Genomic DNA, 24,574 nt, shown 5'->3' with positions numbered 1-24,574 from the left:
ACGTACGCGTCCCGTATCGAGCCGTCCAAGACATTGATTGCTCGCATATGATACCTTTTCCGCAACGATTGTGACCCATGGAACTCCGACACCTGCGCTACTTCGTGACGATCGCCGAGGAGCAGAGCTTCCGCCGGGCCGCCGAGAGACTCCACGTTTCGCAATCGCCGCTGAGCCGGCAGATGAAGGACCTCGAGGAGGAGATGGGCGTTGAGCTCTTCGAGCCGGAGGGACGTGGCATCAAGCTCACCGCCGCTGGGAAGGCCTTTGCCGAGAGAGCCCGGAGCATCCTGGCGAGCGTCGACGCGGCCGTCGACGAAGCCAAGGGAGTCGCTGAAGGCAGGCTCGGCACCGTGGTCATCGGCTTTGAAACGGGGACGACCTTCATGGGCGCGTTGCTGTCCCTCGTCGCGGCGTTTCGCAGGCGAACGCCCCGTGTCGGCCTGCAACTCATCCCCATGAGCAGCGTCGAGCAGTGGGCGGCCCTGCGACAGGGGACGATTGCCTTCGGCTACGGTGCCTACGCGCCCCACGACGACACCCTGGGCCACCTGGAGATGACTCGTGACCGGCTCGGGCTGCTTGTCTCCGCTGAGCATCGACTCGCACGGATCAAGAAGCTCCGGCTTCGAGACATCGAGAGCGAACGCGTGCTGCTCCAGCCACGTCAGCTCTATCCACGGCTCCACGCGGACATCATCACAGCGGCGAGAGAGCGAGGCGCGACGCTGCACGTGACGGCGGAGGTGCTCGACCTGGAGGCGCTCCTGGCGCTGGTGGTCATCGGCGACGCGGTCACCTTCCTCACGGAGAAGTTCTGGGAGCCGGCCGCGCGGACCTCGTTGGTGTGGCGCGAGGTCGAAGACCTCCACATCCATCTGAGCGAAGTCGTCACATGGCGAGCGGAGGACGAAGACGCGCCCGTGGTGCGAGCGCTGATCGAGAGCGCGCGGCAGGTGAGCCCGCTCCCGCGGCACGCCGCGACCTCCGAGGCCACCGAGCGAAAGCGTCGCGGGAAGCGCTGAAGACGGCGCTCCCCGGGCTCGTCTTGGTCTCCGACTGACCGGGCTGCGTCCTCCTGGCGACGGCGCCCGCCCGACACGGGAGCGTTGGAAACCACTGGCATGGGTCGCGGCGAGCCTGCGCCTGTACTGCCAGGGCGTCAGGCCAAACGCTTCGCGGAGGGCGGGCAGGAGGTCGTGGACGCTCATGTCGGCCAGCGTATAGGCGGGAGAGGGGACCTGTTGAGAGGGAGGGCTGGAACCGAGGGGTCGAGAAGGGCTGCTGCTGGGTGCCACGCGGGCTGTGCGCCGTGCTGGTGGAGAGGCGGTGCAACCCCTTCAGGCACACGCCGGCCCGGCGGAGGCACCAGGGACGCCACACCAAGGCGTTCAGAACGACTCGTCGGGCACGTGCGTCAGGTTCAGATCGCCGCGTTCCACCTACCATGGAAAGCGTGTTCCTGGCGCGGGTAGTAGGTATGCACTTGGCGATCAGCGGGACTGGACCGCCGAGTATGTTTCCCCCTACACTGTACGCGGTTGATGGGGGCCTGAATATGACTACAAGTGATTACCTTTCCGTTTCTGCGGTCGATGAGAGCGGGAGTGCGCTCCGCGTACAGTCCATTAAATTGAAGTTGGCTCCGGCGGTAGGTCGGCCGTCGACTCCGGATGGCGCTGTGATGCTCGCTCTGGGGGGCACGATTTCAGGCAAACACGAACTGATTGTATCGTTTTCAGACCGTCCAGATTTCGTTTTTCCTTTGTCGCTCGTCAAGGATTCTGTTGGGCTCGTTCCCAGATTCGATAAGGGTTCCCCTTCCTGTTGCCCGACGATCATGCAGAGCGTGGAGTCTTCTGGAGGTGTAGCCAAGAGAGTTCACTCCTTGCTCGTGCGCCTGGCGAAGGTTCATTCCGAAGTGCTGCTCGTCGCAGGCTGGGATTATAGCGGAGGCTCCAACAACGTAGCTTTTTGTGAGAGCTATCGTGACGACCTCTACTCGGGAAGTACTTACCGGACTGGAGCAAAGAAGAGCATCGTGAAACGGATAGGCGATGCTACCGTCGTGACTATTTTCGACTTCAAGACGGGTGAGCGAACTCGAATGCTGAAGGGCTCGTCCGAGTGGTTCGAGATGGACCGTGTCCTGCAAGGTAAGAGCAAGACGCATCTCGGAAGTTATAAGGACAAGGCGAATCTCCAGAAGAGATATCTGGATGACTCGATTTCCATCAGGCATGTTTATGATTATGTTGCCGAGCTTGGGGTGAAGGCTCCTGGCTCCCTCGCGGAATTCCACATTTTCTCTCACGCCTGGGCGGGTGGACCCATCCTCGTCGAAACATACGAGGATGCCTTGTATGCTGCGGGTGGAGTACGGCAAGATCAAAGAGATCCGAATGACAAGGACCCCAGACTCAAGGACTTCGATGCCATAAACATGCCGAGATTGAAGGACTTCAAGGCGGCATTCGCTCCCGACGGTGTTGTCAAGGTCTGGGGGTGCATGGCAACAACGGTCTACCGCAACCTTGTTCGTGCAATTGACGGGACCAAAAGCGATGCCGAGAAAATATCTTTTGATTGGATTGGAGGAAGGGAAACGACCACGGCGGGGCTTGCGAAGAGATATTTTCAAGAGACAATCATGGCCAGTAGTTACATGTCCCGGCTGTCTGTTGCCCTCGGCGGTGGCGTGAAGGTTTATGGCGCACCTCCTGGGATGGGGGCGGATTTGAGAGCTGTTCCCGTGGGCAGTACAAAGCGTTATTATATGTACGTCAACAGTCTTACGTACGCCCGGGAGTTCGCGCTTTTGCGGAGGGCGTTCGGGATGGTGCCTGATGATTCCGGCTATGTCCTCTTTTGATGAGCGTGTTGAACGGCGATCCTCATGGTTCTTTGCAAGGCTTGTCTCCTCCTTGCTGATGCTCTCCGCTTGTCGGGAGTCGTCTCCCTCTCCACCGGATGAGCCTGCGGCGAAAGCGGTCGTGAAGCCGCGACCTGTTGTCCCGACTGCGGGTCCTTCTTCCCCTCCGATTAGGGAGGGCTCGCAAGCCGATGCGGGCATTGACAGAGCTCAATGGCTCAAAGCGGAAGCCGACCATGTTTTCAAGGTCGAGCTGCTTTCATGCCCGAGCGGACATGTGCTGGCGACAATGCCACCCGCCATGTTGAGTCGACTCCAGCGAGCCCTCTCTCACACGGTAATCTCAAGGGATTCGGTACTGACAACGCCTCCCTGGATGGCACTCCTCGCTTTTCATTTCGAAGATGGCCAAACCTTGTTTGGACAACTGGTGCGCACTGATTTCCTTCGTTTGTACGGGAGCGCCCAGTGTACGGGGGCGCGGGCCGATGCTCAGGATATGCGCCTGGGCGAGGATGCGAGTTTCCTGTCGGATTGGATTCAGGGATACCTCGGACCCAGTCAGGAAAAAGAATACCAAGCACCGGCGGGATTGCCCCCGCTCCCAAAACCTTGATTCTCGATGCCCCCCCTGGTGTGCGACCTGAACGCGCCTCGAGGTTCAGAACGACTCGTCGGGAAGGTTCATCAACTTCAAGTCGCCGCGCTCCACCATGCGCGCGGCGTGTTCCAGGCCCGGTAGCACCTCGTGGCAGAACCAGCGCGCGCTCGCGACATTGCTCGCGTAGAAGGCCTTGTCTCCCGGGTTCTCCTTCGCTCGCCCGAGCGCCACCGCCGCGTGCCGCACCAGCAGCCAGCCCTCGATCAGATCCGCCAGCGCCATCAGCACCCGGTTGCCCTGCAGGCCCACGTGGTGCACGGACTCGCCGAGCTTGCCCAGCATCGTCTCCATCGCGGTGAGCCCCTGGCCCAACGCCGCGCGCTCGGCATTCAGTTCCTCGCCGCCCTCGTCTCCCTCCGCCGTCGCGCGCACCCGTCCGAGCAATCCCTGCAAGCGTACCTTGGCAGCGGGACTGCTCGCGGCTCAACACCACGCCTGCTGGGGAGGCCCCTGCGCCGCGGCCAGCGGCAGCAGGCCGCGTGGGCAGTGCCAGATGCCGCGGAATGGCTCGCACTGCGTTGGGGGCCGTCAGCTACGCCAACACCCGGCGCCTGCCTCCTCACCAGGCACTGGTAAAGACGTCCAACGCGAACGTCCCGCGCAGTCGCTTTGCCCAGTCCACTCTCGGTGTCCTCTCCTTCTTTGGCTCCTCGCTGGCCCCTTCCTGGGGTTCCACTCTCGCTCCCTCCTCTCCCTCTTGAGGGAACCGCCGCGAGCAGACGGGGCAAGGTGCGCTCATGGGTGCTCGCGGTGGAAGGTCGGTCGGCAACCGCGAGACCAGGGGAGTGAACGTGGGGATTCGACCCCGCCGGACCGACCCGCCAGGGCCCCACACGCCTCCGCATACTTAGCCCTTGCGGTAAGTATCGAGACTTGATACTTAGCCACATGGAACAGTATTCGGAGCGGTTGGACGGTCTCTTCCAGGCGATCGCCGACCCCACCCGCCGCGCGGTGTTGAAGCGGCTGGGCAAGGGGCCCGCGAGCATCAGTGAGTTGGCGAAGCCCTTCGACATGGCCCTGCCCTCTTTCATGAAACACATCCATCTGCTTGAGGACAGCGGATGGATCCATACACGCAAGGAAGGCCGCGTGCGCACGTGCGTCCTCGACAGGAAACCGTTCGCCACCGTGGAGGCCTGGCTGTCCGAGCAACGCGCCCTCTGGGAAGGCCGCACCGACAGGCTGGAGGCGTTCGTCACCACCCAACAAAAGGAAGAACCCGAATGAGTCCGTCTTCACCCGAGCAACTCGACCTGACCATCTCGCGCGTCATCAAGGCCCCCCGACAGGCCATCTGGAGCGCCTGGACGACCCCCGCGAGCTTCGAGCAGTGGTGGGTCCCCGCGCCGGCCCGGTGCAAGGTCCAGGAGATGGATCTCCGCCCCGGTGGCGCACTCGTCACGCGCATCAGCGAGAACGGGGGCGAGTTCCTGCCCCATCTGACTGGCTGCTATCTCGCCGTCGACGCGCTCGAACGGATCGTCTTCACCAACTCCCTGGTCGCCGGCTGGAGACCCGCGGAGCAGCCCTTCATGACCGCCATCATCACACTGCGAGACCATCCCCAGGGCACCCACTACGTCGCCCAGGTGATGCACAAGAACGGAGCCGACCGGGCCTTGCACGAAACCATGGGCTTTCATGATGGGTGGGGCGGCGTCACCGAGCAGCTCGCCCGACTCGTGGAGTGACGTGCCCCGATTCCGCGCGGCCGCGGACTCACGCGCGCACCTGGCGGCGGCCCGCGCTCGCGCCCGAGCAGGCCCTCGTCCGGCACCAATCCGCGCGGCGCGCCGCTGTAGGCCCCGGACTACCCGAGTCCCTCGGGGGCGGCGAAGGTGCGGCGCCAGGCCGGCCACGCGTCCCACAGGTAGAGCGAGAAGGGGACCCACCAGACGAAGTCGTTGGTGCGTATAGCTCGGTGACTCGCTCACCCGGAGCATGGATACGCGGAGGCGCCCTACGACATCGCCGCGGGCAAGGGCGCCGGGAATAACGCGGTCGTCTTCAAGGGCGCCACGCTGCGCAACCCCACCCTGGTGCTGCCGTCCAACCCCGGCACCCCGCCCTACTCCGCCCCCGTGACCGGCGCCGTCATCAACGCGGTCAAGCCGTCCAACACAATGGGCGCGCCCCAGGTGATCTTCTCCTCGCCCGAGGTCACGGGCCCGTCGGCGACGTATGACTCCGCGGCCAGCACCTACTCGGCGAAGCTGTCGTGGGGCGACGCCCCCACCACCACGGGCACGCTGTTCGCGTTCCAGGGCGAGCACGCCTCCGCGTTCTCGGCGCCCTACACGCGCTTCACGGGTTTTGGCCGGCGGGACAACGTGAGCGTCAGCAACAGCTCCACGGTCTCCAACCAGTCCGTCACCCTGAGCAGCGTGGCCAACTCCCCCCTCGCGGGCACCATCGGCGTGCCGAGCGGCATCACGCTGCACAACACCCAGATGGCCCTGCGGTTCGGACCGAGCACCTCCCTCGAGCTGTTCAATGACCTGGGGGGGCCCACGTCGTTCAGCTACACGGTGCCCGTGGTCGCCCAGAGCTCCCTGACCCTCACCGCGGTCGCGGAGAACCGGTCCAGCCCGGACTACACGGCCCGCTCGACCGGCACGAAGTTCAACCTGGCGCCCGGCACCAACAACGTGAGCCTGGTGCTCAAGGCGCCGCCGACGCTCGCGCTGCCCCTGGACAAGGCGACCCAGGTGACACGCGCGTCCGAGTTCTCCTGGAGCGGCCCACCGGACCCGGTCAGGAAGTACTCGGCGCGACCGCCAATTTTCATATCATGACGCGTGAAGGTGGCGGGCCAGGTGGGTGGTCCCCAAAAGCGCTCGAGTTGGCGCGGGTCGGCAGAGGCGTCCCCAAGGCGTTTTTGCGGAACGGGATAGTCGCCCACGACGGTGAGGGTGAGCGTTGCGGCGTCTTTAGTGACAGAGGTAAGCGGCATAATCATTTTCCTTTCGGTAGAAGAACATCGTCGAGCTGCGCCATGCGCTGGCGTCTCTTCTCGAAATGCAACCATATGGTTGTACGTCACGCTTTTGTAAGGCGTATTCGCTGGACTGAGGGCTTCACGAGCCCAGCTACACCTGCCCGACGCGCGCGCTCTCTCCACGGGCGCAGCAGGTTAGCGCGCGGCGTCGGAGCAAATCCCCCCGCCCAACCACTGCGCGGCATCGGCGCGAATTCACGCGCCCGCTTGCTGATCTCGAAGGGTACCCGCCTCGCAAACCCTGGGCGCGCCAACAGCCGCGCTCGCCCGCCCCACGGCCCGACTCCCGGCGCTTTACCGGCGTTTCTCCCGGCGCCACGTCCGGGATTTACCGGGGCCGCACCCGGTGTTTCCCGGAACTCCCACCGGAGCCACCCCTGGGGCCACTGCTGGCCCCACCGTGGCGGTGTCGACGTGGGCCTCGTGGTGCGCCGCTAAACGCTTGTGCGTATAGGAGGGAGAGGGGAGCTGTTGCGCGCGCTGCCCGCGCCCTTCCCGGTGGTGGTGGCGCAGCACATCGTCCACGGCTTCGAGCCGGGCTTCGCCCAGTCCGCGGGCATGGGCACGCTGGTGGCGGCCCTCGCCCGTCAGGCCGCGAAGGGCTGAGCGGGGCCCGGGCCGCGGGGCCCTACGGCGCCGGGCTGGACACGGCCGTGTCGCAGTCGTCGCCCGTGCAGGTGCCCGAGCACGCCACCTGGACGGGGTAGGACGACATGAGGACGCACTGGGTGCCGCCCGAGCAGCGCATCCAGTCGGTGCACACCTCCGCGCCCAGACAGCGCTGCTCGCGCTTGCCGTCCAGCACGAAGGACATGCACTGCGTGCCCGCGGCGCAGGCGGGGCCCTCCAGGGTGCACGTGGGCGCCTCCGCCACGTTCTTGCCCTCGTGCAACTGGAGCCGTCCCGTCTTCGCCGTGTCCTCTGTCCCGCCACAGCCCGCCAGGGCCCACGCCACCAGCCCCACCCACAGTCCGCTTCGAATCCGCATGTCGCCGTCCTTTCGTCCTTCGAGGTGCGTGGAGCTCTGAGCAATCCCCGGACCAGGGCCGCCCGCCCGGCATCGCCTTCCGGACACGGCACGGCGGGCGGCCCGCTCCCCTCAAGAAATTGAGAGGGCCCCGTGGATTTCCCGGTGGCCGCTCCTGGCGAGGGCCCGTACGGCGATGCGCATCCTTCTAGCGCGCGCTGCCCGCGGCCACGCCGAGCCGCTGCTCGTAGGCGTCCAGGGTCCGCTGCCAGGAGGGCCGCGCCTCGCACCGCTCGCGATAGGCGCTGACCCGGGGGTAGCGCTCGAGCACGCCCCCGTGGCGCACCTCGCGCAGCACGGTGGTCATCAGCAGGTCCGCGACCGTGAACTCCTCCCCGGTGAGGTACGGGCGCTCCTTCAGCCAGTCCTCGAGCCCGCTCAACCCCCGGTCCGCCCACTCCACCAGGCCGGGCCGGCGCTGCGCCCCGGTGGGATCCTCGGCGCCGAACAGATCGATCATCGCGATCTGAAACAGCGGGGGCTCCAGGGTGTTGAGCGCGGCGAAACACCAGCGCGTCACCTGGGCTCGGCCCTTCAGGTCGGCGGGCATGAGCTTGCCCGTCTTCTCCGCGAGGTAGAGCACCACCGCGCCCGTCTCGGTGAGCACGAAGCCCTCGTCGTCGAGCACCGGGGCCTGGGAGAAGGGGCTCAGCCGCCGGAACTCCTCGCTCCGGAACTCACCCGCGGGATGATCCAGGCCGCGCACCTGGTAGGGCAGGCCCGTCTCCTCGAGCATCCACAGGACGCGCAGATCGCGCGTGAGACCCACCACCTTGGAGTTGACGCGGCCGAAGCCGTAGAGCGTGAGCGACATGGACCGGTACCCTACCAGGGGGCCGCCCCCCCTCGGTGGCGTGGAAACGAATTCACCGTCTATCTCGGGCGGGAGGGTGAGCCCTTCGCGTCCGACCTCCTGGCGGCCGGGGACAGAAACGCCACGTCGAGCCCCACGCCGAGCGCCACGCCCGCCGCATAACAGAAGAGGTCCGACACGAGGAATCCCCGGCCCAGCACCAGGGCGACGAGGGTGTGGGAGCGGAGCGCATCGAGCCAGGGCGGATGGAAGAGCTGGCTGCCTTCGATGAGGAACGCGAAGCCCAGGCTCCCCGTCGCCGCGCGCCACACGGACAGCCAAGGCCAGAGCAAGAGCACGCCCAGATAAACGAGCGTGGCCCACAGCGTGTCACCCGCGTAGTCGGTGAGGAAGCGCGGCAGCACGTGCCGGGCCATCCCGGAGCGAGAGCCCAACCCCAGCACGACGGTGAGGAGCAGGGCTGGCACCAGGAGCACGCGGGAGCGGGACGGTGGGACGGCGCGCGAAACATCGGTCTGCATGCGTCGCATTGTATGGCCCCCACCCAGGGCAAATGTGCGGGAGAGCCACAAAAGCTGGGCAGGCTCACCAGCTAGACGACCTGCCCTGCCCGTAGCGCGGCGTCATAGCCCTCAGGAGCGTAGAGCGGAAGCTCCCCAAGCTCGGCTGTCTTCCGCTGGTAGGCGAGCATCACCTTCTGACCATGCGCGGAGACGTTGAGCGTCAGGAACTCCTTGGCTTCGAGCTTGATGCCGTCTGGCAGCGGTAGCGAGCCACCGAAGTAGATCGCACGCTTGATGGCGCCTACGGCCGCCTTGTCGCGCTTGCCGAGATGATGGGCGAGCTCGATGGCCCTCGCGACGACGTCGGCCTTCGGCACCACCGCATCCACCGCACCGAACTCCAGTGCCTGCGCGGGCGTGAATGGCTTGCCTTCGAGGATCGCGACGAGCGAGCGATGAGACCCGACCAGCCGGGTCAGGCGCTGGCTGCCGCCGCCGCCCGGCATGATCCCCATCAGCACTTCCGGCTGACCGATGAAGGCGTCCGTGTCGGCCATCACCCGCAGGTCGCAGGCCCATGCGAACTCCGCGCCGAGCCCCAGCGCCTGGCCCTCGAGTGCGGCGACGAACACCACGCCGATGCTGTTCATGCGAAGGAAGATCGCGTGCAGGCGGTCGAGCCCAACGTAGCCCTCCGCGGGCGCCGGCGGCGGCGCACCCGTCTGCTGGCGCGCGACGTAGTCGGCGCCGCCTTCCTGCAGCCATTTCACGTCCGCATGGCTCATGAACCGCCGCGGATGCGTGCTGGCGAAGACCACCGCACGCACATCGGGGTCCTTGTCCACGCGGTCCACGAGCGCTTCGAGCTGCAGCGCCACGTCGGCGCTGAAGAGCTGCAGCGGACCGCCGTCGATGCGCACCACCAGCGTGGGGCCGTGCGCTTCGATATTGAAGAGAGAGGGCGTGGCTTGTCGTTGTGTCATGTGCTGTCTCCCGTGCGTGGGTGTTTCGGATGTGACGCGTCCCTCGATTCGGTTCGATCCGCCGGCGCCTCGAGGGACGGCCCGCGCCGACGGCGTTCCACTCGACCGTTCAGGGAATCCGCACCACCAGGCGCCCCCTGACCTCACCGCGCAGCAGGTGCGCGACGGTGTCGGGGACGTCGGCGAGTGCGATTTCCCGCGTGGCGGCGGCCAGCTTGGGCAGCTCGAGATCCGTCGCGAGGCGTGCCCATGCCGCCAGCCGCAGATCACGGGGCGCTCTCACGGAATCGATACCGGCCAGGGTGATGCCGCGGAGGATGAAGGGCGCCATCGACGTCGGCAGGTCCAGGCCCTGCGCGAGTCCGCAGGCGGCCACGACGCCGCGGTAGCGCGTCCGCGCCAGAACGTTGGCGAGCGTGTGGCTGCCGACGGCGTCCACCGCGCCGGCCCAGCGCTCCGGACCCAGAGGCGGGCCGGGCCGCGCGAGGTCATTGCGGTCGATAACATCCGCCGCGCCCAGCGCGCGAAGGTGCTCCGCCTCCGACACGCGGCCGGTGGAGGCGACGACCCGGTAGCCAAGCTTCGACAGCAGTGCGATCGCGATGGAGCCGACGCCGCCGTTCGCACCGGTGACGAGGACATCGCCGGCATCGGGTGTCAGGCCGGAATGCTCGAGCGCGAGCACGCACAGCATTGCGCTGTAGCCGGCCGTCCCGATCGCCATGGCATCACGCGTGCTGAAGGCGTCGGGCACGGGGACGAGCCAGTTGGCCGGCACGCGCGCCTTCTCGGAGTAGCCGCCGTGGTGCGTCTGGCTCAGGTCCCAGCCGTTGACGAGCACGCGGTCGCCCGGCGCGAACCGGGCGTCATCCGACGACTCGACGGTGCCCGCGAGGTCGATACCGCCTACCAGCGGCAGTGTCTTGATGATCTCGCCGCGCCCTGAAAGCGCGAGCGCGTCCTTGTAGTTCACCGTCGACCATTCGACCCGGACGGTGACGTCGCCTTCGCCGAGTTCGGCGGGATCGAGGTCGGTGAGGGTCGTCGACAGTCCGGCCTCGGTCTTCTCTGTCAGCAGTGCGCGAATGGGGCCTCCCATGGATGCCCACAATCTGGCGGATACTGACAAAACCACAAGAAGGCACAATAATGACGGTTACTATCAAGGATGTACGTATGCGATCCAAGCGCCATGATCCCAAGAGCGGTTGCCCAGTGGAAGCCACGGTCTCGGTGGTCGGCGGGCTGTGGAAGCCGCTGATCCTGTTCCACCTGATGGGCGGCACGCTGCGCTTCATGGAACTCACGCGGCGCATCCCGAAAGCCACACAACGCATGCTCACGCTGCAGCTGCGCGAGCTGGAGGACGACGGCGTCATCGTGCGCCGCGTCTATCCGCAGGTGCCGCCGAAGGTCGAGTACGAACTCACGCCGTTCGGTCGCTCATTGGCGCCGGTACTGCTCACGCTGCGCGAATGGGGCGTGGCCTACCTGCGCAGTCAGGGTGTCGAACCCGATGCGTTGCCGACGTGTGCGGCGAGCGAGCCGTTGGCATCGCCACGGAGGCCGTGAGGCCGGGCAGCTCGCCGCCACGTCTTGTTCACGCGAAAGTGACCCGGCTGATGTTCCTTTGCCAGGCGCATGGATGGTGACTGGCCTCCACGATGGGGACCCAGCCGTTCGGCCAGCGCAGCACGTCGCTCAGCACCTCCTGTCTGAGCGCCGCCGTACAGGCGACGATGACGGCCGCGGCGTTGTAGCCGTCCAGGCGACGGAGGAAGTGGGCCCGCTCGTTCATGCCGTAATACAACGTCCGCCAGGTGGTGTTCCTCAACTGCTGGGCCGGCTCGTTGTCGTTCAGCTCTTCCCTATGGAGTTCGTAGAGAGAGGCTTGGAACTGGACCGGATTGCATATCAGCAGTTCATACTTGCTCGGTGGGAGCTCGAGCCGCTGGTGTCTGTAGAGCAGCGGGATGATGTAATCGCGGATTCCCCAACCGGTGGACCCCTGCGCGGGCGCGATGGGTGTGAAGTCCTGTGTGTACTCGTGCTTGTGCGGCGACTCGAGAATCAGCACGATCCGTTCGTGCTTCGCGCGGTGCTGGTCTGCCCGTACATCGCCGCTGAACCCATCATGGGAGATGAGATCGGCGTCGCCTCGTTCTGGAGGCGAGAGACTCGCGCCATCAGGCGTGTCGCTTGTCAGGTCGATGACGTAGCGCACCACGTCAGGCACACGGTTGCTCTCCTGGTAGAGCCCGGACACGACAGGGCGCCCGCTGACGAGTCTGCACCTCAGATGGGGAGACGGGCTGAGGGTCTGAAGAAGATTCAACTGCCTTGGTTCATTGGGCGTGACGGGAAGAATGAGGGTCATGTTCGGTCATCCGCTGGGTTCAAGCGTGCTCCAGGCCGTGAACGACCGCGAGTGGACGCCCATCGTGGCCAGTGAGCGTCGGCGCGTAGACGACAAGGTTGAAGGAGTCTTGGGGGGTCGACAATTCAGCACCAATCCATGACAACGACATTGAGGATGCTTGTCTTGTGCGGCCCGTTGCCGCTGAGGAAGAACAAACCACGAAACCGGGCAAGAGGGCGTACGCCGAGGCGGCACCAGCGTCGAGGCAGACGCGTGAGCGCGGCCCTGGTGGGCGAGCACCCCCACCTGCCCCTCACGTCCGAGTCCGTGGCCTCGGAGGCGTGGGAGTTCAAGGGCTGAGTCCACGCCGTCCAAAGGGATGGTAGCTTGGCCCCCGGCTTTCGAATCGTGTCGGAAGCAGGGGGCCCATCCACGTGTCGTTCCAGTCGTCGCTGCGCACTCTTCTCGTCTCCTCCCTGGTGTTGGCGGGGTGTGATCCCAAACCCGAGCCCATCACGGACCCGGGCCCTCCGAATCAGGTGAGGGGTAGCCTCCTGGCGCGCTACCGCACGGACACGGGGGACAGCGCCGTGCCCCAGAACCCACCCGCCCCGGGACTCCAGGCCTTCGCGCTCGAGGAGGGAGTCCCGCGGCCCCTGGAGGTGGTGCTGTCCGAGGATGGCTCTTTCCAGATTCCCGAGGCACCCAAGGGCAAGTACATGCTGCGGCTCGGCAGGGAGTACCTGGTGACGGACGCGCGCACCGTGAACCTGGATACCTACACGCTGGGCCGTCGAGAGTTCCGCACGGCCAGCGAGCAGCCGCCCATGATCGTCTCCCTGTCCAATCTCGAGCCCCAGGACTACACCTTCCGGAGCTGGCAGGCCGTCAGCACCAACGCCGGAACGAGCGCCTACCTCTACGCCACCGAGTCCGTTGCCCAGGGGGCGACCTCGGTGTCACGCCACCCCGTCAGCTACAACCAGTACGGCCGGCAGGACAACGTGCTCCTGGACGCCTCGGCGGGTGACGTCCTGTACGTCACCGCCTCCGGGGTGCGCGACAACGCCGTCTTCGAGTACGACGCGGTCAACCGCTTCTTCGTCCAGAGCGTCAGCATGGACCCGGCGAACCCCACCCACCTGGAGGGCACCTTCCAAGTACTGCCCCCGAAGACGCTGACCATCGACTGGCGTCGCTCGGGCTTCGAGCCCTACCGGACCCAGGTGCATCCGCGGGCCACCACCTCGCTCCCTTCCTTCACCCTCTCGGCCATGCCAGGCGGCAAGGACGCCTGGTACAGATACGCGGGCGATTTGATGATCACGTTCTCCAGCCGGGCGGGCCCCGACGGCCCACTGAGCTTCACCTACGGCAATCCCCACCCAAGCGCCTGGGGTGAAGTGCTCATCCTCATCCAGTCCTTCATGCTCGACCTGAAGCTGCCCGGAACGACCACGGGCGACCTGTACCAGCTAGGACTGCACGACGTGCGCCCGTTGCCGGAGGCCACCCAGGCCCCCTTCGCGGTGCGCATCTCTCCCCCCCGGCGGCTGACGGTGGACGGCACCGACGCCCAGCGCTCGTCCACGCTCGGCTCCCTCACGCCGCGCATCGCCTGGGAGGCACCCCAGTTGGGCACGCCCACGGCCTACCGGGTCCTCATCAGCCGCCTGACCGTGGAAGGAACCAGGACCCGCGCCTTCACCGAGGCCTACCTCACCACGACGGACACCTCGCTCCAGCTGCCTCCCGACATCCTCCAGCCAGGCCAGACCTACGTCTTCATCGTCACCAGCCACCTGACGCCCGGCGTGGACCTGGCCACGAGCCTCCACAAGCTCTCGGTCGTCACGGACGTGGCCTCGGCGGACGCGGTGAGCGGCCTGCTCACCACCCCCGCGAGCCTCGGGGCCCAGGGCATGAGCCACACCCCGCCGCGCGCGTCCGAGCCCGACGCCCTCGACTTCTGGGAGCGCAAGACGCCCCGGCACTGGCGCGCGCGCTGAGCACTCCTGGCGGGGACGGAGCCATGTCCGTCCTCGCCCCGCTCACGGGCGCTCCTCCGGGCCGGGGAAGGTGTCAAAGGACTTGTTCCGACACCTCGTCTCCTACGAATCGTCTGACACCCTTCCAGGACACCCTTCCAGCCGCGGGCTGCGCTTGAGGTGCTCGGGCCGGGTATACGGGTGCTGGGCCCTCACGGCGTTCGCCCCCAGGACGGGTTTGTCCCGTGCGCGAGCCTCGGCTTCCACTTCCTCTCTCAGTCCTCGCACCGCACGCCGCCGCTCCTGCTCCTCCAATCGTCGCCAACACGGCAGGGGCGCCACCTCCAACTCCACCGGCTCGGCCCATTGCTCGGCGAAGCGCCCCCGCGCTCCCGCCATGTCCTCACGCCCCCCTCTTGCTCCAGCTCTTCGTCCAGTTGAACCACGGGAACAGTCGCCGCGCCGGCCCCTGCAATTGCGGCGGACACGTGAGGCCCGGCCACTCGGTGCTTCTCTCCACCAGCGGATCAGGCGGGTCGTTTCTCGGACTCCCGAGCAATTCCCCTCGAAGCAGCCCCCCGCTCCCGCCCGGAAAACCCAAGGACCCCGCCCTCGAAGCCCTTGAGGCCGCGACGAAGTTGTTGCTGGAGCGCGTCAAACACCTCAAGAGCCGGATCGCCCGCCAGGCCGACAAGTTCAAGTTGATTTTCAGCGAAGCCGAGTTGAAGGCGATTGCCAAGCGAGGCAAGGAACTGGGCCTGAGCGACTCATTCGTCGACGATTTGATCTTCACGGGCTCGCGAGAGGCCAAGGCCCTCTCTACCGGTAGTGAGGCATTGAAATGATCAAAATCGCATTCCAGGGGCTCATCCACTCTGGTGACTTCAAGACCGTCTCCAACCTGATGACGGAGTGGGTCCAAGCGGAGAAGCTGAAGCTCAAGGTCAAGCTCAGTGGCGACGAGATCGTCTACGAGGACGAGCATATCTATTTCTACTGTCACAGCGCGATGGCCGAGCCCCTCTTCCTCCTGGAAGGAAGCTTGTCCGGGACACTCGCGCAGGCCAAGGCGTTGTTGCAGCGCTTGCTACAACTGTGCAATGCGCGAAAGATTGCCTCCCGTTTCGACTATGCGCAGGTCAACGAGGACGGGGACGAAATCAGCGAGCAATTCCATGTGCAATAGCGGCCACGCCAAAGGTCCCAGATAAAACAGGGGCCCTGAATCCGGGAGCGGTGGCGTGAATCGAATCCGTGAACAAGGCGATAGAAAACCCTCATTCACACCTCGGCTGAATTCTTCGGAGCCCAGGAAGCCCCAGGCACCATCGGGTCTGCATCGCCGTCCCTCGGGTCCTACGGGACGAGGGGCGGCGCGCTCAGGACGCCGGGGCGTGCTCCGCGTTGTCGACGATGCCTCGGACTCCTTCAGCCTGGGCACAATGGGCGCAGCAATAGAAGCTGCCGCTGGCCTCGACGCCATGCCCCAGCACCTTGCATCCACAGTGTTCACAGACGGGCGCCAACTTGTGGGCGGCACACTCGAAACAGTCAAAGGTGTGGGTGGCACCCGCGGTGATGACCTGAAACGCCATGCTGTACTCGTTACCGCAAACCTCGCACGTGGCCATGGAAGCCTCCTGCGAGGAAAATGGAGCCTCATGCTCCACTCGGCGAGCCGTCCCACCCCAGGCAAGCCGACTACCGGCTGACCGCCCGTTCTGGGAGTTCCCGAGGGGGCTTCGCGCTCAGTCCCGCAGGTAGTGGCAGGTGTACCCGTCGGGGTTCCTCACCAGGTAATCCTGATGGTACGCCTCCGCGGGGGTGAACGCGCCCGCGGCGGTGATCGCGGTGACAACGGGGCGGGACCACTTGCCCGACGCATCGACCCGGGCCTTCACCGCCTCGGCCACCCGGCGCTGCTCCTCCGAGAGGTAGAAGATGGCGGAGCGGTACTGCGTGCCCACGTCGTTGCCCTGGCGGTTGAGCGTCGTCGGATCGTGCATGCGGAAGAACCACTTCTCCAGCAGCGTCTCGTACGTCAGCAGCTTCGGGTTGAAGACGACGCGCACGGCCTCCGCGTGCCCCGTCTTCCCCGTGTGCACGTCGTCATAGGTGGGGTGGGAGAACGTCTTCGCCCCGCCCGTGTAGCCGACCTCCGTCTCCAGGACGCCCGGAATCTCGCGCAGCAGATCCTCCATGCCCCAGAAGCACCCTCCGGCCAGGTACGCCGTCTCCGTCACGGCCGCCTTGAGGTCCACGTTCCGCTCCGGAGCCGGTGCCGCGCGTCCGAAGGCAGGCAGCCAGGCCCCGTAGCCCTTCGCGGCCAGCTCGTCGACGGGGATGAAGCGCAGCGACGCGGAGTTGATGCAGTAGCGCAGGCCCGTGGGTTCCGGCCCATCATCGAAGAGATGGCCCAGGTGCGAGTCGCCCTCCTTCGAGCGCACCTCCACGCGCGTCATGCCCAGGCTCACGTCCCGCTTCTCCACCACGCGGCGGCCCTCCACCGGGCGGGTGAAGCTGGGCCAGCCCGTGCCGGAGTCGAACTTGTCGCGCGAGGAGAAGAGCGGCTCGCCGCTGGCCACGTCGACGTACAGGCCCTCTTCATGGTGGTTCCAGAAGGCATTGCGGAAGGGCGGCTCGGTGACCTCCTTTTGTGTCACCTCGTAGGCCATGGGAGACAAGGTGCGCCGGAGCTCCTCGTCCGAGGGCTTCGTGTACCGCCGGGAATCCGTCACCTGCGCGGAGGCAGACGTCCCGGCACGGGTGGACGTCGTGCCAGGCGGGGCACCACGCGCCTCGGTACACCCGCTCGACACCACGAGCAGGACCACTGCCACGGGCAACAACCAACGCGCCGCCGGGTGCGCAGCGCGGCGGACGGGGAGAAGAGCAATGGGAATGGATGACATGGGCTCGGAGACTCCGTGCGCCCGGCACGGGCGCTCTCCCTGGATACGCAGGACCCCCTGGCGCGGTTTCAGCTTTTCTCCGCGCCGGCTGGCTCCCCAGGCGAACGTGATCGGAACAGCGCGCGGCCGGCGCTCACTTCCAGAGCTTCTGGTACCAGGAGCCCTCCTGGTCCTTGGCGGGCTTCTTTCCGGGCGCATCCGCTCCCATCTTCTTCGTGATGGTGCCCAGGCTCCACCCCGTGAGCTCCGCCAGCGTCTCCGCCTCCTTCCGGTGACGCTTGTCCAACTGGAGCAGGTACTCCTTGCCCTCGTCGCACTTCATCTCGCCCTTGAAGGCGTGGCGCAGCACATACCGCGCCTGGAAGTTCTGCTTGTCATTCGTCACCTGGAACACCAGGTCCTCGGGAAAGTGCTCGCCGTCGTAGCGCGCGTGCAGGCGCGTGAGCGTCACCGGCACGCCGCCCATCGCCCCCCGCACCCCATCACCCTCGTTCACCCAGTACACGCCCAACGCCCTCAACTCCTCGTTGGAGAGGGGATCCGCCGCGCACGGGTCGCACCACCCCATGTCCCAGACATACTCGGTCAACAGCGCGCGCTTCTCCGCCTTCTCGTGCGCCTTGCTGAACAACGCGGGATAGAACTGGTTGAACTCCTCCTTCACGTACACGGGCACGTCCATGTCGCTGGGCACCTTCACCGTGCGGTAGTTCGAGGACTCCACCCGCCCCTGGCGCGTCAGCGCGTAGATGACCAGGTCCTGCGGCCCTCGCGCGTTCGCCATGCCCAGGCGGATGGGCAACATGAACTTCTTCGACTCGTACGCCATCTGCAACGGCCGCAGGTACGAGAAGCCCGTGGCCTTCTGCTCCTTCAGGTTCACCTTCGCCACGAAGAACTTCATGTCCTGCTTGATGTAGGGCGCCAGCGCCTTGGAGGCCTTGGGCGGAATCTTGTAACCACTCTCCCGCAGCCACGTCTCCAGTCCCTCCGACTCCGTCGCCGACAGGATGAGGATGTCGTACTCCCCCACCGTGTACTGGGCCTCCACCGTCACGCCCAGGCTCTTGTCCATCGAACCGCCTCCGCCCCCCTTGGCACCCGGCGCGGCTCCCATGGCGCTCATCCGCTTCTCCATCTGGACCGGAGCACAGGGGTCCCTATCGAAGTACTCCACCAGCCGCGGCGCGGAGTAGGCATCCAACCGCTCGATGTGCCGGCGCTCTCCCACGTGGATCTGCTCGCGCTTGAGCACCACCGGCACCGGCACCACCAGGGCGAAGTCCGTCAACTCGCCCTTGTAGTCGTTGGACATGGTCACCACCGTGCGCTCTCCGTCCCGCACGAGCACCACCTGCGAGGCATCGTTGAAGAGGCTCGTGTCCGCCTTGCCCACGTAGAAGCCACAGAACGCCTCGGCGGCGGGCGCGGCGAGGTTCACCAGGGCGGCCATCAGGCCGGTTGCGAGGAGGGGGAAGCGCATGCGTCTGTCCTTGGAGAAGCCCCACCCGAGGGCCACTGGAAACGGTTCGCGGGCAGGAGTCGGTCGATGAGGGGAGTGAAGGGGGAGAGCAGAGCGAGAGACCACACGAGCGCGTTCTGCCACCACAGCCCGTGCAACAAGAAGAAGGCCAATCCCGCCACCGCCACCGCGAAGAGCACGCGGCCCGCGCGATGGTCCGGCGTCGTCTTCGGGTCGGAGATCATGAAGAAGGTGAAGAGGATGAGCCCTCCGGCGGACAACTGGTGTTGCAGGCTCGTCCACGGCGCCCCCAGGTAGAAGACGCGCGCGGCCTTGAGCAACACCCACGCGCCCAGGAAGGCGAGGCTCACGTCCGAGCGGAACGAGCGGTGCGCCACCGCCAAGCCGAACGCCGCGAACCACCCCCACTGCGCCGCGCCGTGGCCCCACTGACTCGGCGAGCACCACGCGTGCTGGGTGAGCAGCATGGCCACCACGAGGCCCAGATTGGTGGGGTTGAAGAGGTGCTTGCCCCGCGCGCGCAGGAGGAACTTGCTCGAGATGGCCACCGCCGCGGCGAACGGTCCCACCCAGAAGGCATCCGTGCGCAGCAGCAGCGACAGGCCCAGCGAGGTGATGATCGGAGAGAGGTACCCCGCCGGGGGCGTCCGCATCCACCGCGTCATCGCCCACTGGGTCGCGCAGGCCGTGAGCGCGATGAGCGGCGGCTGCCACGGGGGCACGTCGAACCCGAGCCACCCCACGCCCAGCATCAGGAAGGTGGAGAGGAAGGCGATCTGGAGAAGGCGGGGGTCCCGAGGGAGCCAGGTGGCGGGCGGCATGTGTCCCCCTGAACGACCCATCCCCCCGGAAGTTTTATCCTCCACTCGGCTACCCTCGTGGCCCATGCACACCAAGGCCCCGCCCTTCCCCCCCGCGATCCTCCAGGGCCGTCACCCCTCACCCCTGCTCGAGGCCTACTTCGAGCTGCATCAGCTCAAGCACCTCTTCCGCCAGGGCTGGTTGCGCGTGGGCATCCCCCGCGACACCTGCGAGAGCGTGGCCGAGCATTCCTTCTTCGTGGCGCTGCTGTGCCTGTTCCTCGCCGATGGCTATTTCCCCGAGGCGGATGCCACCAAGCTCGTGCGCATGGCGCTCCTGCATGACGTGGGCGAGGCGCGCGCCGGGGACATCACCCCCCATGACGGCGTGAGCCGCGAGGAGAAGCTGCGGCGCGAGCGCGAGGCGGTGGAGCACCTCTTCTCCCGGCTGCCACGCGGGCCCGACTACCTCGCGCTGTGGGAGGAGTACGAGCAGGGGACGTCCTTCGAGGCGCGGCTCGTGCGCCAGGTGGACCGGCTGGAGATGGGCTTGCAGGCCACCGTCTACGAACACCAGGGCGCGGGGGACCTCTCCCAGTTCTTCACCTCCGTGCACCGGGCCCTGGAGACGCCCGAGCTCAAGGCCCTGCTCGCCGAGTTGGAGACGCTGAGGCCCGGGGATTGAGTAGGGTCTGGCGCATGTCGGCCCTCACTCCCCGCGCGATTGGACTGGGCAGCGTGCTCGGCGCGCTCATGTGCCTGTCCAACCTGTACGTGGGGTTGAAGACGGGGCTGGGCTTCCCCGCCGCCCTCATCGCCTGTGTCGTGGGGCTCGGCACCCAACGCGCCCTCCTGCGGCTGAGCCCCTCGCTCTTCGGGCCCGCGCTCAGCCTGCCCGAGACGAGCGCCATGCAGTCCGTGGCCTCCGCCGCCGGCTACTCCACCGGCGGGACGATCATCAACGCCAGCGTGGGCTACCTCCTGCTGTCCGGCCATCACCCTCCTCTCTGGGCGCTCCTGCTGTGGACCCTCTTCAGCTCGGCGCTCGGGGTCTTCATCGCCCTGCCCCTGCAACGCGCCTTCCTCCGCCAGGACCCCCTGCCCTTTCCCTCGGGCATCGCCGCGGCGTCCATCGCCCGCTCCTTCCATGCCGGGGATGACGAGGGCAGGCGCGGCGCCCGGGCACTCGGCCTGGGCGCGGCCGGCGCGGGCCTCCTGGCACTCGCTCGCGATGGGTTCGCCTGGGTGCCCGCCGCGCTCGCCATGCCCGGCGCGGTGCTCGGCGTGCCGCTCGCCCAGCTCACCTTCGCCCTGGACCTGACCCTGCTGCCGCTGGGCACCGGCGCCATCGTGGGGCCCCGCATCGGCGCCTCCATGCTGCTCGGCGCGGGAATCTGCTTTGGTGTGCTCGCTCCGTGGCTGCACTCGCACGGATTGCTGCCCGAGACGGGCTACCTCGGCATCCTCGAGTGGAGTCTGTGGCCCGGGGCCGCCCTGGCGACGAGCGCTTCCCTCACCCATCTGGCCATCCAACCGGGACTCGTGCGCCGCGCCTTCGGAGGACTGCGCTCCTCACGCCAGGGCGAGGCGGCTGATCCGCGCGACGTGCCCATCTCGTGGTTCCGGATCGGCGTGACGCTGCTGTCCCTCGCGCTCGCGGCGGTGGGCTCGGTCGCCTTCGAGGTCCCCTTCTTCCTCGGCCTGCTGGGCGTGCTCCTGTCCTTCGCGCTCGCGGCCGTGGCGTGCCGGGCCACGGGCGAGACGGATGTGACGCCCTATGGGGCCCTCGGCCATGTGGCGCAGCTCGTCTTCGGCGCGCTGCTGCCGGGACAGGCCCTGCCCAACGCCATGGCCGCGAGCCTCGCGGGCAACGTCGCCGCCTCCAGCGCGGACCTGCTCACCGACGTGAAGGCGGGCTCCCTGCTCGGCGTCCCCTCGCGGCAGACCTTCCTCGCCCAGCTCTGCGGGTGCGTCGTGGGCTCGGCCCTCATCGTCCCCGTCTTCTACCTGCTCGTGCCCGACGGCTCCGCGCTCTCCGAGGAGCGCTTCCCCGCCCCCAGCGGCTACTTCGTGGCCGCCATGGCCCGCGCCCTCTCCTCGGGACTGGGACACCTGTCCGAGGCGGCTCGCTGGGGCGTGCTGGGGGGCCTCGTGCTCGGCGTGGGACTCGTCCTGCTGGAGCGGTGGGCCTCCCCTCGCGTCCAGCGGTTCCTCCCCTCCCCCATCGCGCTCGGGCTCGCGTTCGCCCTGCCCGCGTCCTTCTCCGTGTCCCTGTTCCTCGGCTCGATGGCCGCCGCGCTTCTCGCCCGCGTGAAGCCAGACGCCGCCCAGGCCCTCACCGTGCCCCTCGCCTCGGGGCTCATCGCCGGGGAGAGTCTGGTGGGTCTGGCCGCCGTGCTCGTGGCGAGCGCGGCGTGAGGCGTCGCTCGACGGCTCACTCGTCCCAGGTCCGCGCCTTGTCCGCCAGGGCCGCGCGGCGCACCTCATTCACCAAACGGTGCGCGTGCCGCGTCGTCTCCGGCTCCCGGTAGCGCGACGTCATCCGCAGCACCCACTCCACCGCCGTGGGCAGGTCCATCAAGTGGCCCGGCGAGACGTACACGGGGGCCACCTTGCTCCGCGTGCGCACCGCCCGGCCCACCACCTCGCCTTGGTGGAGGATGTCCGCCACCGCGCCGCGCTCCTCGCCCAGAGGGCCGTGCTTGCCCACCAGCAGGGACTTCGCACAGCCAATGGAGGGCACGCCGAACAGCAGCCCTCCGTGGCACGCCAGCCCCAGACGCCGGGGATGCGCCGTCCCCTGGCCATCGAAGATGAGGAGGTCCGGCCGCACCTCCAGCCGCGCCCAGGCCTCCTCCAACACGGGCAGCTCCCGGAAGGACAGCAGCCCTGGCACGTAGGGGAAGCTCAACCGCGTCACGGCACTCGCCTGGGCCACCGGGGCCCGCGTCTGGGCATCCAGCACCACGAATCCTCCAGAGGCCCACGGCTCCCCCCGGCTCATGGAGATGTCCGCCCCCGCCACCCGCTCGACCTTCCACCCCTCGGGCACTCGCAGCACCACGCGCTCGCGCAGCTCGCGCTGCAACGCCACCGCTTCCGTCGGCGTCAGGTTCCATCCATGCAGCGTCTCGCGCTCCATCCATCCTCCCGGACCGTGCGCCACCCGCCTGCAAAGGTTCCACGCACGGGACTACCTCCGAGATTAGGCCATCCGGGGCCCGCGTGCATCCGATTCGCCGCGTCCCGACGGGGGGACGCGGCGCTCGGACGCCCGCCTAGAGACGGGACAACAGGAAGGCCAGGGAGTCGATGTCCGCGGCCTTCATGGCGCACTCGTCGGGTGTCGAGCAGGGAGTCGGGGACGTGGACCAGGACTGCGCTCCGCCATCGAAGCCATGCCCAGCCCCCGTGTAGGCGACGAACGCCAGTTCGTGCCCGCTGCCCGGCGTGGAGCCATAGGTGGAGATGGCCGTGGTCGCGCGGGACTGGCAGTTGGAGTACAGCGAGTCCGCGGTGCCGATGTTGAAGCGCAGGTCGTGGTGCGGGCGCCAGGTGCTCGCGCCTGGGCTGCCGAATCCCAGGGCCGCGCCACACCCCGGATAGAACAGGACCGTCGTGCGGAAGAGGGTGTTCGTCGCCTTCTCCGCCGCCTCCACCATGGCCGCCTCCGCGCCCTGGGACCAGCCCAGGATGCCAATGCGCGCGGAGTCGATATGGCTGTCCGCCGCCAACCAGGACCAGGCCGCCTGGGCATCCCACACGCGGGTGGTGTAGGGGTTGACCTGTCCTCCGTACGTAGCGCCCGAGCATTGGTTCTGCCACAGGGAGGCGTCCGCGTCGGGGATCGAGGAGGGCTTGCGCCGGGTGAAGCCGTCGACCGCCAGGGCGACGATGCCCTCCGACGCCAGCTTCAAGCCCCACTTCTCCACCTGGTTCTGCAGGTTGGGGGTGCCATTGGCATTGGTGGCCCCCACGGTCCGGTTGGACCAGTAGCCCGTGCAGCCATGCATCAGCACCACGGCCCGGAGCGACGTCGAGGTCGAGTAGTTGGCGGGCTTGTAGAGCACGCCCGAGAGCAGGCCGGAGTCCAACGTGGTGTCGCCCGAGGGGCCCGGGAAGGTGACGAGCGTGGCGGTCTGAGCACTCGCGCTCGATGCGCACAGCGCCGCGGCGGCCAGCAACGACAGGGATGCACGTTTCATCATGAAGAGGTCTCCTGGGGGGTGAGGGTGGAACGGCGACGGGTGCTTCAGAACGACTGGGGCGCCTCGCCGGGCGCGAACTCAGGAGGAGGGGGCGGAGGCAGGGGAATGCCGATGTGGCCCGTCACCCGGTGGTACTCCACGCCCGTGGACTTGAGGATGTACGCGCGCGCCGCGACGCGCAGCCGCGAGTAGCTGGACGGCGACAGGGTCGTCACCGCGTGACTCGGCATCCACATGAACGAGCACCCGAAGGTGGGGCCCCAGGAGCCACTGACCGTCAGCGAGTCGAGCTGCGTCCACGTCACGCCATCGTGGCTGCCATACGTGGTGGCGCGCAGACGCGCGCTCTCGCAGAGCGACTGGCTGCCCTGCACCGAGGAGTCTCCCCACGCCGCGCTGAGGACGACTTTCTTGTTCCCCGTCGCCAGCGCCTCCACCACGTAATGGCTCGGGCATTCCGGGCTGCCGTAGGTGCCCCCGTTGGACGAGCCGCTCACCGCGTTGCCCGCCTGCGAGCCGAGCGAGGCCGAGACGTCCGCGATATTGGGGTCCGTGCAGAGCGCCGAGGACGTGGTGGCGAACGCCTCGAGGGCCTCCTCGTCCGTCAGGGGCTCCGGGCCCCCACAGGCGACGGAGAGGGAGCCGATCCCCAGCAGGAGGAAGGTGCGCCGGGCGTGAGCGGAGAACGAGGTCATGGTGTGTCCTTGAGGTGATGCGAGAAGAGGTGATGCGAGGAATTGAGCGACGAGAAGGGACAGAGCAATCGCGGTGCCAGTCCAGACATCCCCCCGCCCACGAGGCGGCGGCCTCGGGCGGTCCGTGAGGGACAGGCAAGGCTTGCGCACGGGACGGCAACGATTGCCCGCCGCCTCCGGCAAGCGTTGCCAGCGCCCCCTCCGAAACGTTGTCTGGTCCCCCGAGCCGCGGCACCTCGGGTTGCACCCCGCGCGCGGGGTATGGGAT

At 67.3% G+C, this 24,574-nt stretch carries 27 protein-coding genes; 12 read left to right on the top strand and 15 right to left on the bottom strand.

Annotation, left to right across the window (positions count from 1 at the left end):
• The first annotated feature begins 77 nt into the window (after positions 1–77).
• Both MEBOL_RS19515 and MEBOL_RS19510 read left to right on the top strand, forming a co-directional pair.
• Positions 78–1,025 carry a LysR family transcriptional regulator gene (locus tag MEBOL_RS19515; protein ID WP_095978860.1) on the top strand — a complete coding sequence of 316 codons (948 nt, stop codon included), beginning with the start codon at positions 78–80 and terminating at the stop codon, positions 1,023–1,025.
• A gap of 659 nt (positions 1,026–1,684) precedes the next feature.
• Positions 1,685–2,872: a hypothetical protein gene (locus tag MEBOL_RS19510; RefSeq protein WP_170115547.1), complete on the top strand. Its 1,188-nt coding sequence runs from the start codon at positions 1,685–1,687 to the stop codon at positions 2,870–2,872.
• A gap of 661 nt (positions 2,873–3,533) precedes the next feature.
• On the opposite strand, the gene MEBOL_RS19505 is transcribed toward MEBOL_RS19510, so the two are convergent.
• Complete coding sequence (locus MEBOL_RS19505; RefSeq protein WP_095978858.1) at positions 3,534–3,926, bottom strand: acyl-CoA dehydrogenase C-terminal domain-containing protein; 393 nt, start codon at positions 3,924–3,926, stop codon at positions 3,534–3,536.
• A gap of 495 nt (positions 3,927–4,421) precedes the next feature.
• Here MEBOL_RS19505 and MEBOL_RS19495 point away from each other — a divergent pair, with 495 nt between their 5' ends.
• From MEBOL_RS19495 to MEBOL_RS43690, 4 genes are all read left to right on the top strand, one after another.
• The gene (locus MEBOL_RS19495; RefSeq protein ID WP_095978856.1) at positions 4,422–4,763 is read left to right on the top strand and encodes an ArsR/SmtB family transcription factor; all 342 of its coding nucleotides are present in this window, start codon (positions 4,422–4,424) and stop codon (positions 4,761–4,763) included.
• On the top strand, positions 4,760–5,227 hold the full coding sequence (locus MEBOL_RS19490) for an SRPBCC family protein (protein WP_095978855.1): 468 nt from the start codon (positions 4,760–4,762) through the stop codon (positions 5,225–5,227). Before MEBOL_RS19495 ends, MEBOL_RS19490 begins: the two co-directional genes overlap by 4 nt.
• 348 nt (positions 5,228–5,575) lie before the next feature.
• Positions 5,576–6,331 carry a hypothetical protein gene (locus MEBOL_RS41285; RefSeq protein ID WP_157775257.1) on the top strand — a complete coding sequence of 252 codons (756 nt, stop codon included), beginning with the start codon at positions 5,576–5,578 and terminating at the stop codon, positions 6,329–6,331.
• 674 nt (positions 6,332–7,005) lie between these two features.
• Complete coding sequence (locus MEBOL_RS43690) at positions 7,006–7,140, top strand: hypothetical protein (protein ID WP_281256669.1); 135 nt, start codon at positions 7,006–7,008, stop codon at positions 7,138–7,140.
• Positions 7,141–7,162: 22 nt separating this feature from the next.
• Here the strand turns inward: MEBOL_RS43690 and MEBOL_RS19475 are convergent, their stop codons facing one another.
• The 5 genes from MEBOL_RS19475 to acuI form a co-directional block, all read right to left on the bottom strand.
• Positions 7,163–7,522 (bottom strand): hypothetical protein, encoded by a 360-nt coding sequence (locus MEBOL_RS19475; RefSeq protein ID WP_095978853.1) that lies wholly within the window; start codon positions 7,520–7,522, stop codon positions 7,163–7,165.
• 187 nt (positions 7,523–7,709) lie between these two features.
• The gene (locus MEBOL_RS19470; RefSeq protein WP_095978852.1) at positions 7,710–8,375 is read right to left on the bottom strand and encodes a glutathione S-transferase family protein; all 666 of its coding nucleotides are present in this window, start codon (positions 8,373–8,375) and stop codon (positions 7,710–7,712) included.
• A gap of 59 nt (positions 8,376–8,434) precedes the next feature.
• The gene (locus MEBOL_RS19465; RefSeq protein ID WP_095978851.1) at positions 8,435–8,896 is read right to left on the bottom strand and encodes a ribosomal maturation YjgA family protein; all 462 of its coding nucleotides are present in this window, start codon (positions 8,894–8,896) and stop codon (positions 8,435–8,437) included.
• 71 nt (positions 8,897–8,967) lie between these two features.
• The gene (locus MEBOL_RS19460; RefSeq protein ID WP_095978850.1) at positions 8,968–9,861 is read right to left on the bottom strand and encodes an enoyl-CoA hydratase/isomerase family protein; all 894 of its coding nucleotides are present in this window, start codon (positions 9,859–9,861) and stop codon (positions 8,968–8,970) included.
• 109 nt (positions 9,862–9,970) lie between these two features.
• On the bottom strand, positions 9,971–10,960 hold the full coding sequence (gene acuI, locus MEBOL_RS19455) for an acrylyl-CoA reductase (NADPH) (RefSeq protein WP_095978849.1): 990 nt from the start codon (positions 10,958–10,960) through the stop codon (positions 9,971–9,973).
• A gap of 77 nt (positions 10,961–11,037) precedes the next feature.
• Here acuI and MEBOL_RS19450 point away from each other — a divergent pair, with 77 nt between their 5' ends.
• Positions 11,038–11,433, top strand: coding sequence for a winged helix-turn-helix transcriptional regulator (locus tag MEBOL_RS19450; RefSeq protein ID WP_095978848.1), 396 nt, complete (start codon positions 11,038–11,040; stop codon positions 11,431–11,433).
• A gap of 28 nt (positions 11,434–11,461) precedes the next feature.
• Here MEBOL_RS19450 and MEBOL_RS19445 read toward each other — a convergent pair whose 3' ends face one another.
• The gene (locus tag MEBOL_RS19445) at positions 11,462–12,097 is read right to left on the bottom strand and encodes a hypothetical protein (protein ID WP_095978847.1); all 636 of its coding nucleotides are present in this window, start codon (positions 12,095–12,097) and stop codon (positions 11,462–11,464) included.
• A 557-nt stretch (positions 12,098–12,654) separates the two neighbouring features.
• On the opposite strand from MEBOL_RS19445, the gene MEBOL_RS19440 reads away from it, so the two are divergent.
• Positions 12,655–14,229, top strand: a complete 1,575-nt coding sequence (locus MEBOL_RS19440; RefSeq protein ID WP_095978846.1) for a hypothetical protein — start codon at positions 12,655–12,657, stop codon at positions 14,227–14,229.
• Positions 14,230–14,331: 102 nt separating this feature from the next.
• Here the strand turns inward: MEBOL_RS19440 and MEBOL_RS42995 are convergent, their stop codons facing one another.
• Positions 14,332–14,607 carry a hypothetical protein gene (locus tag MEBOL_RS42995; RefSeq protein ID WP_245919913.1) on the bottom strand — a complete coding sequence of 92 codons (276 nt, stop codon included), beginning with the start codon at positions 14,605–14,607 and terminating at the stop codon, positions 14,332–14,334.
• Between the two features lie 239 nt (positions 14,608–14,846).
• On the opposite strand from MEBOL_RS42995, the gene MEBOL_RS19430 reads away from it, so the two are divergent.
• Complete coding sequence (locus tag MEBOL_RS19430) at positions 14,847–15,053, top strand: hypothetical protein (protein ID WP_095978845.1); 207 nt, start codon at positions 14,847–14,849, stop codon at positions 15,051–15,053.
• A complete protein-coding gene (locus MEBOL_RS19425; RefSeq protein ID WP_095978844.1) occupies positions 15,050–15,394 on the top strand; it encodes a hypothetical protein in 345 nt (114 codons plus the stop codon). Before MEBOL_RS19430 ends, MEBOL_RS19425 begins: the two co-directional genes overlap by 4 nt.
• A 193-nt stretch (positions 15,395–15,587) precedes the next feature.
• On the opposite strand, the gene MEBOL_RS19420 is transcribed toward MEBOL_RS19425, so the two are convergent.
• The 4 genes from MEBOL_RS19420 to MEBOL_RS19405 all read right to left on the bottom strand — a co-directional run bounded on the left by MEBOL_RS19420 (position 15,588) and on the right by MEBOL_RS19405 (position 19,424).
• Positions 15,588–15,839: a hypothetical protein gene (locus MEBOL_RS19420; RefSeq protein WP_095978843.1), complete on the bottom strand. Its 252-nt coding sequence runs from the start codon at positions 15,837–15,839 to the stop codon at positions 15,588–15,590.
• Positions 15,840–15,956: 117 nt separating this feature from the next.
• Positions 15,957–17,120, bottom strand: a complete 1,164-nt coding sequence (locus tag MEBOL_RS19415; RefSeq protein WP_095978842.1) for a bifunctional methionine sulfoxide reductase B/A protein — start codon at positions 17,118–17,120, stop codon at positions 15,957–15,959.
• Between the two features lie 133 nt (positions 17,121–17,253).
• Positions 17,254–18,603, bottom strand: coding sequence for a DUF2330 domain-containing protein (locus MEBOL_RS19410; RefSeq protein WP_095978841.1), 1,350 nt, complete (start codon positions 18,601–18,603; stop codon positions 17,254–17,256).
• Entirely contained in the window at positions 18,573–19,424 is an 852-nt protein-coding gene (locus tag MEBOL_RS19405; protein WP_157775255.1) for an RnfABCDGE type electron transport complex subunit D, read from the bottom strand. Before MEBOL_RS19405 ends, MEBOL_RS19410 begins: the two co-directional genes overlap by 31 nt.
• A 64-nt stretch (positions 19,425–19,488) precedes the next feature.
• Between MEBOL_RS19405 and MEBOL_RS19400 the strand changes: the two genes are divergently transcribed.
• Positions 19,489–20,088, top strand: coding sequence for an HD domain-containing protein (locus MEBOL_RS19400; protein ID WP_095978839.1), 600 nt, complete (start codon positions 19,489–19,491; stop codon positions 20,086–20,088).
• A 14-nt stretch (positions 20,089–20,102) separates the two neighbouring features.
• Positions 20,103–21,821: an OPT family oligopeptide transporter gene (locus MEBOL_RS19395; protein WP_095978838.1), complete on the top strand. Its 1,719-nt coding sequence runs from the start codon at positions 20,103–20,105 to the stop codon at positions 21,819–21,821.
• Positions 21,822–21,837: 16 nt separating this feature from the next.
• Here MEBOL_RS19395 and MEBOL_RS19390 read toward each other — a convergent pair whose 3' ends face one another.
• The 3 genes from MEBOL_RS19390 to MEBOL_RS19380 form a co-directional block, all read right to left on the bottom strand.
• Positions 21,838–22,545 carry an endonuclease V gene (locus MEBOL_RS19390; protein WP_095978837.1) on the bottom strand — a complete coding sequence of 236 codons (708 nt, stop codon included), beginning with the start codon at positions 22,543–22,545 and terminating at the stop codon, positions 21,838–21,840.
• Positions 22,546–22,681: 136 nt separating this feature from the next.
• The gene (locus MEBOL_RS19385; RefSeq protein ID WP_095978836.1) at positions 22,682–23,611 is read right to left on the bottom strand and encodes a dienelactone hydrolase family protein; all 930 of its coding nucleotides are present in this window, start codon (positions 23,609–23,611) and stop codon (positions 22,682–22,684) included.
• 44 nt (positions 23,612–23,655) lie between these two features.
• Positions 23,656–24,306 (bottom strand): hypothetical protein, encoded by a 651-nt coding sequence (locus tag MEBOL_RS19380; protein WP_095978835.1) that lies wholly within the window; start codon positions 24,304–24,306, stop codon positions 23,656–23,658.
• Positions 24,307–24,574 lie beyond the last annotated feature (268 nt).

The organism is Melittangium boletus DSM 14713 (genome assembly GCF_002305855.1).
GTDB lineage: Bacteria > Myxococcota > Myxococcia > Myxococcales > Myxococcaceae > Cystobacter > Cystobacter boletus.
Note: the sequence above shows the minus strand (reverse complement) of the source record. Positions and strands in the feature narration are given on the sequence as shown.

Coding starts and splice junctions, on each gene's coding strand:
- MEBOL_RS19380 (WP_095978835.1), bottom strand. CDS start 24,306: ATGACCTCGTTCTCCGCTCACGCCCGGCGCACCTTCCTCCTGCTGGGG.
- MEBOL_RS19415 (WP_095978842.1), bottom strand. CDS start 17,120: ATGTCATCCATTCCCATTGCTCTTCTCCCCGTCCGCCGCGCTGCGCAC.
- MEBOL_RS19475 (WP_095978853.1), bottom strand. CDS start 7,522: ATGCGGATTCGAAGCGGACTGTGGGTGGGGCTGGTGGCGTGGGCCCTG.
- acuI (WP_095978849.1), bottom strand. CDS start 10,960: ATGGGAGGCCCCATTCGCGCACTGCTGACAGAGAAGACCGAGGCCGGA.
- MEBOL_RS19495 (WP_095978856.1), top strand. CDS start 4,422: ATGGAACAGTATTCGGAGCGGTTGGACGGTCTCTTCCAGGCGATCGCC.
- MEBOL_RS19490 (WP_095978855.1), top strand. CDS start 4,760: ATGAGTCCGTCTTCACCCGAGCAACTCGACCTGACCATCTCGCGCGTC.
- MEBOL_RS19460 (WP_095978850.1), bottom strand. CDS start 9,861: ATGACACAACGACAAGCCACGCCCTCTCTCTTCAATATCGAAGCGCAC.
- MEBOL_RS19390 (WP_095978837.1), bottom strand. CDS start 22,545: ATGGAGCGCGAGACGCTGCATGGATGGAACCTGACGCCGACGGAAGCG.
- MEBOL_RS19400 (WP_095978839.1), top strand. CDS start 19,489: ATGCACACCAAGGCCCCGCCCTTCCCCCCCGCGATCCTCCAGGGCCGT.
- MEBOL_RS19425 (WP_095978844.1), top strand. CDS start 15,050: ATGATCAAAATCGCATTCCAGGGGCTCATCCACTCTGGTGACTTCAAG.
- MEBOL_RS42995 (WP_245919913.1), bottom strand. CDS start 14,607: ATGGCGGGAGCGCGGGGGCGCTTCGCCGAGCAATGGGCCGAGCCGGTG.
- MEBOL_RS19450 (WP_095978848.1), top strand. CDS start 11,038: ATGCGATCCAAGCGCCATGATCCCAAGAGCGGTTGCCCAGTGGAAGCC.
- MEBOL_RS19470 (WP_095978852.1), bottom strand. CDS start 8,375: ATGTCGCTCACGCTCTACGGCTTCGGCCGCGTCAACTCCAAGGTGGTG.
- MEBOL_RS19385 (WP_095978836.1), bottom strand. CDS start 23,611: ATGATGAAACGTGCATCCCTGTCGTTGCTGGCCGCCGCGGCGCTGTGC.
- MEBOL_RS19465 (WP_095978851.1), bottom strand. CDS start 8,896: ATGCAGACCGATGTTTCGCGCGCCGTCCCACCGTCCCGCTCCCGCGTG.
- MEBOL_RS19395 (WP_095978838.1), top strand. CDS start 20,103: ATGTCGGCCCTCACTCCCCGCGCGATTGGACTGGGCAGCGTGCTCGGC.
- MEBOL_RS19510 (WP_170115547.1), top strand. CDS start 1,685: ATGCTCGCTCTGGGGGGCACGATTTCAGGCAAACACGAACTGATTGTA.
- MEBOL_RS19405 (WP_157775255.1), bottom strand. CDS start 19,424: ATGCCGCCCGCCACCTGGCTCCCTCGGGACCCCCGCCTTCTCCAGATC.
- MEBOL_RS19410 (WP_095978841.1), bottom strand. CDS start 18,603: ATGCGCTTCCCCCTCCTCGCAACCGGCCTGATGGCCGCCCTGGTGAAC.
- MEBOL_RS19515 (WP_095978860.1), top strand. CDS start 78: ATGGAACTCCGACACCTGCGCTACTTCGTGACGATCGCCGAGGAGCAG.
- MEBOL_RS19420 (WP_095978843.1), bottom strand. CDS start 15,839: ATGGCCACGTGCGAGGTTTGCGGTAACGAGTACAGCATGGCGTTTCAG.